Source organism: Candidatus Corynebacterium faecigallinarum (genome assembly GCF_052264515.1).
GTDB classification, from domain to species: domain Bacteria; phylum Actinomycetota; class Actinomycetes; order Mycobacteriales; family Mycobacteriaceae; genus Corynebacterium; species Corynebacterium faecigallinarum.
In genome coordinates this window covers 1-4,793 of sequence record NZ_JBQQOC010000054.1, presented here as the reverse complement: position 1 = coordinate 4,793, position 4,793 = coordinate 1, and the positions used below count along the sequence as shown (strand labels likewise).

5 protein-coding genes are annotated in these 4,793 nt (G+C 63.8%); 1 reads left to right on the top strand and 4 read right to left on the bottom strand.

Annotation, left to right across the window (positions count from 1 at the left end; all coding sequences use genetic code 11):
* Positions 1 to 1,133 (top strand): hypothetical protein (locus ACTXPP_RS13905; protein WP_443342667.1); only part of this gene is annotated, 1,133 nt, incomplete at its 5' end.
* 109 nt (positions 1,134 to 1,242) lie between these two features.
* Here the strand turns inward: ACTXPP_RS13905 and ACTXPP_RS13900 are convergent.
* From ACTXPP_RS13900 to ACTXPP_RS13885, 4 genes are read right to left on the bottom strand one after another with little or no spacing between them, the layout of a single operon-like run.
* The gene (locus ACTXPP_RS13900) at positions 1,243 to 2,817 is read right to left on the bottom strand and encodes a (2,3-dihydroxybenzoyl)adenylate synthase (protein ID WP_301496434.1); all 1,575 of its coding nucleotides are present in this window, start codon (positions 2,815 to 2,817) and stop codon (positions 1,243 to 1,245) included.
* Between the two features lies 1 nt (position 2,818).
* Positions 2,819 to 3,241, bottom strand: coding sequence for an aspartate 1-decarboxylase (gene panD, locus ACTXPP_RS13895; RefSeq protein ID WP_301496436.1), 423 nt, complete (start codon positions 3,239 to 3,241; stop codon positions 2,819 to 2,821).
* A complete protein-coding gene (locus tag ACTXPP_RS13890; RefSeq protein ID WP_301496438.1) occupies positions 3,241 to 3,489 on the bottom strand; it encodes an MbtH family protein in 249 nt (82 codons plus the stop codon). The genes panD and ACTXPP_RS13890 overlap by 1 nt, the downstream gene beginning before the upstream one ends.
* Positions 3,482 to 4,744 carry a lysine N(6)-hydroxylase/L-ornithine N(5)-oxygenase family protein gene (locus ACTXPP_RS13885; RefSeq protein WP_443342663.1) on the bottom strand — a complete coding sequence of 421 codons (1,263 nt, stop codon included), beginning with the start codon at positions 4,742 to 4,744 and terminating at the stop codon, positions 3,482 to 3,484. The genes ACTXPP_RS13890 and ACTXPP_RS13885 overlap by 8 nt, the downstream gene beginning before the upstream one ends.
* Positions 4,745 to 4,793: the final 49 nt, after the last annotated feature.

Genomic DNA, 4,793 nt, shown 5'->3' with positions numbered 1-4,793 from the left:
GTGTCATCGCGTCACTCAAGCAGCACGACTACCCGGTCACCATCCGGGACCTCTTCACGTCCAAGACCGTCGGCGTGCTTGCCGAACTCATCGATGGCGCGGCGGATGAAAAGGAACTGGCACCCACGGATCCCGTGGCCGTACCCCCGTCCCCAGTTCTTGAGATGCTCCGAGAGTCTGGACAGGACGTGAATTCCTGGTTCTACTCCGAGAGCATCACCGTTCCGGACGGCACGTCCGCAACGACGCTACAGAACCAGCTGCACACCCTCGCTACAACAGTGGAGGCTCTGCGTCTCCGAGTCTCCCCCACCAGCAGGCGGCTCTGGACCTCCGAGATTCTCCCCGCACCACGGCCTATCTCTATCGTTGAACTTTCTGCATCCAGTTCGGAGCAGTCCATTCTCTCTGCGACGGCCCAGAAACTGGACTTCACCGACGGTGTCTCAGTGTCTGCTGCTGTTCACGGAGAGACGGTCACCCTGGTCGCCCACGCTGCCGCCATGGACCGCCGTCAGCTCCACCAGCTCGTGTCTCAACTGGGTGCACACAGCGAGGAAATCACATCCGGAGATTCACTGCTCAAGACCTTGCAGGAACTCGAGTCCCGCGGTGCCGACATGGCAGAGACCGCAGCCGAACGGGCGAAGCTCCTGGCTGCAGAGCTCACGGCCGCGCCCCGTGCGAGCGAGGATTACTTCACGCCGGGAGAGAACAGCCAGGTGAGCACTTCTCTCGAACTCTCCGGAATACTCACGGCTCTCGAACAGGTCCTCGGCACAGGTGTGATGGTCCACCTGGATGCCGGTCCAGGACCGGTGACCGCCGTCGCACCATACGCCCTCGGCACGCACCGGGACTCCGTCACCGCCCGGGACTACCCGGTGCTGAGGCACTACACGAAGGCCGGGCGCCGGGCACTGAAGAAGATCCCGCTGCCGGATGTTCTCGTCACCACACTCCCCGACGGGCCGGGCGAGGTCCGGACCGTGCTCTGCCCACAGGGGCCGGAGACACTCTACCGGGGCGTGGTCCGTATCACCGGGGAAACCGACCCGGAGTGCCGGCGGTCCGTCACCCTCCTCGGGTTCTCCACGGATGTGACACGTTCCCTCTCTGTGCTGATCACATAGCAGAAACGTGCTGCGCCCTCCGGGGTGCGGTTGCACAGTGAGGTTGCACAACGGTGAGGCCCCTGACCAGATGGTCCGGGGCCTCACCGTTGTACGGGTGCTGGTCGGTCTACTCCTCCCGCTGGTCTCGCTTGCTCACCTTGCCGACCGCGGTCTGCGGGAACTCATCGACGAACTCAATCATGTCCGGGATCTTGAAGGCCGCCAGACCGCGGTCCCGGAGGAACCGCTTGACCGCCAGCACACCCAGACCGGCAGGATCGACACCTTCCCGGGGGATGATGTAGGCCCTGGTTCGTTCCCCCAGATCATCGTCCGGTACTCCGACCACCGAGACATCGTGGATGCCCTCATGGCCGAGCAGGAGGTTCTCCACCTCCTCTGGGGAGATCTTCTCCCCACCCCGGTTGATCTGGTCCTTCGACCGACCCAGCACGGTGAGGTACCCGCGCTCATCCATGCGCACCACATCGCCGGTGCGGTAAAAGCCGTCTTCAGTGAAGCTCCGCCGGTTCACCTCCGGGGCGCGGAAATACCCCCGGATCGTGTACGGGCCCCGGGTCAGCAGATCGCCCGGGGTACCGGCCGGAACGTCGTTGTCTGCGGCATCCACCACCCGAACCTCATCATCAGGAGACATCCGCAGTCCCTGGGTCGCGGCGATGGTGGCGGGAGCATCATCGAGCCGAGTGTAATTCACCAGGCCCTCAGCCATGCCGAAGACCTGCTGCAGGGTCACCCCGAGTTCCGGACCCACCCGGCGCGCAGCCTCCTCGCTGAACTTCGCCCCACCGACCTGGAGGGTCTCCAGGCTGGAGAGATCGTAACCGTCCTTGAGCGGAGAGTTCAGCCACAGCAGAGCCAGCGGCGGTACCAGTTGACTCTGGGTGACCCGGTGCTTCTCGATGAGGGGGAACGCTGTCTCCGGCATGCCGTCCGGGGCGAGAACCATGGTCGCCCCCGCCATCACGGCTCCGAGCACACCCGGCGAACTCATGGTGAAGTTGTGTGAGATCGGCAGCACGACCAGTTGCACTGTGTGCTCGGTGATATCGCAGATCTCGTTGCTCGCTCTGACCGAGTAGAGGTAGTCGTCGTGCGTGCGAGGAATCATCTTGGGAAGCCCCGTGGTCCCGCCCGAGAGCTGGAGGAAGGCGATGTCCGCCGGGTTGCTGCGCTGTGCGTGCACCAGCGGTTCGCCGGCGGCGAGTCCAGCGAAACTGCCGTCGTTGACGGTCCAGCAGAAGTCCAGGGGAGGAAGCTTCCCCTCCGGCAGGGTGTCCGTGATGTAGCCACGTGCTCCGGAGAACTCGATGAAGTAGCTGATCTCGTGGGCCTTGTGTGCGGCCAGGGCGAAGACCGGAACCGCCCCGATCTCCCAGAGGGCGAAAACCATCTCCAGGTACTCGGGGATGTTCGGCAGGTGCACGACCACCCGGTCACCGCGTTCCAGACCCCGGTCCAGGAAGCCAGCGGCCAACCGGCGGACCCGGTCACCGAGTTCGGCGTAGGTAATCTCCCGGTCTCCGGAAATGACAGCTGTCTTGTCGGGGAACCGCGCGACGGTCGCAGCGAACATGTCGGCGTGGGTCTGCCCGGTCCAGTACCCGGCGGACCGGTACTTCTCGGCGAACTCCACAGGGTACGGGACCACACCGTCCACGGGCACAGGCGTCACTGCCATGTCAGATACCCCGGGAACTCAGTTGGTCAGCGGCACCGGGGACCGCCTCGGACAGATCATGGCCGGTGCCGACAATCCGGTTGTCCGCATCGACGTGGATGATCCGGGGTTCATAGGCGGCGGCCTCTTCCTCGGTGGCCTGAAGGTAACTCATGATGATGACCATGTCCCCGGGGTTGACCAGGTGCGCGGCCGCCCCGTTGATGCAGATGTGGCCTTTTCCGGCGGTCTCCGGGGCACCGGTGATCACGTAGGTCTCGATGCGCGCCCCGTTGGTGATGTCCACGATCTGGACCTTCTCACCCTCCAGCAGACCGGCCGCCTCGACGAGGGTGCGGTCGATGGTGACGGAACCGACATAGTGGAGGTCCGCCTGAGTGACGGTGGCGCGGTGGATCTTTGATCCCAGGATGGTTCGCTGCATCACTGTGCCGTCTCCGCCTTCTCGTACTGGGCGGCGAAGTCCCGGAGAGACTTCGGGCGAATGTCCTTCCAATACTCCTCGATGAACTCCACGGCCTCATCACGGGGCGCGCCGTCCGGAGCCCCGAAAACGATCTCCCAGCCAGCGGGCACGTTCTTGAAGGAAGGCCACAGGGAGTACTGCTCCTCGTGGTTGCGGACCACGAAGAACTCGTAGCGCTCGTCATCGAAGGGGTTGAGGTCAGACATGGTTGTTCTCCTTGGTGGTATCAGGGTTGTCAGTAATAGAGGTGAGAATGTCCTGGGCCCGGATGGCCACATTGGACAGCAGAGACGAGGTCAGGCCGTGGGAGTGCTCGACATTGCCGTTGAGGTAGATGCCGCCAACCTGGTTCTTCTCCCGCGGCAGATGAAGTCGATAGTCCCGGTCGACCACCGGCAGGCCGTCGACAAAGGCCCCCGTGACATCAACGGTGCTGTCAAGCAGGTCACTGGGGCTGCTGGGGCGGAAGCCGGTGGCGTAGATGACGGCATCAGCGGTCACGTTCCGCGTGTCGCGGTCGGCGAGATCACTGATCTGCACCGTGGCGTGGTCATCCGTCTGCCCGGTGATCTCAGCACGGGTCACCTTGTGCATGTGCAGCCGTCGGGTGCCCGCGACCTGCTCGTCGTAGCAGTGCTGGTAGAGCTCGTTGATGAGGTCCTCATCCACGGCGGAGTAGTTGGTGAGGCGGTGCTTGACCAGTAGTTCCCTCTTCAACTCAGCTGGTGCGGTGTAGTGGCCGTCAACAGCCTCGGGGTCGAAGATCTGGTTGGCGAAGGGTGTGCTGTCACTCGGCGTGTACCCGAATCCACGGAAGGAGTTGTGGATCTGCGCCTCCGGGTAGGTGTCGTAGAGGTGCTTCACCACCTCCGCCGCGCTCTGCCCGGCACCGACGACCACAAAGGTCCGGTGATCCAGCGAGGGAACCTGCGCGAGGTGACTGAGCAGCTGGTGATTGTGGAAGACCCGGGCACTGGTCTCCACCCCTTCCGGCAGGTGCGGTCGGATACCGGTGCCCAGCACCACCGACCGGGCACGGAGCGTCTCCTGCCCTCGTGACGAGGAGGTGGTCACCTCGTAGTGATTCCCGTTCCAGGAGATCCGCTCCACTGATGTCCCGTAGCTCACCGGGACAGTGACCCGGCCCGCCGCCCAGGACAGGTAATCGTGGAACTCTTGGCGGGACGGGGTGAAGGTGCTCAGATTGATGAAGGCGGAGAGCCTTCCCCGGTCATGGAGGTAGTTGAGGAAGCTGTAGGAGCTGACGGGGTTGCGCTGGGTGACCAGGTCCTTGAGGAAGCTGATCTGCATGTCTGTGCCGGGCAGCAGCATGCCGTCATGCCAGCCGAAGTGCGGCTGTTTCTCCAGGAACCGGGCGGTGGTGCGGGATGCCGGTTCCCTGGTGGTGTTCTCCTCCTCGAGGAGGATGCCGAGGGGGTCTGCTGCATGGATAGGTGACATCTGATCTGGCTTGCCTGGGAAGGCCGGCCTGGAAGGATGATCGTCATGC

Bases quoted from the DNA above. Each gene is read 5' to 3' on its own strand.
- ACTXPP_RS13890 (WP_301496438.1), bottom strand. From the start codon at position 3,489: ATGTCTGACCTCAACCCCTTCGATGACGAGCGCTACGAGTTCTTCGTG.
- ACTXPP_RS13885 (WP_443342663.1), bottom strand. From the start codon at position 4,744: ATGTCACCTATCCATGCAGCAGACCCCCTCGGCATCCTCCTCGAGGAG.
- ACTXPP_RS13900 (WP_301496434.1), bottom strand. From the start codon at position 2,817: ATGGCAGTGACGCCTGTGCCCGTGGACGGTGTGGTCCCGTACCCTGTG.
- panD (WP_301496436.1), bottom strand. From the start codon at position 3,241: ATGCAGCGAACCATCCTGGGATCAAAGATCCACCGCGCCACCGTCACT.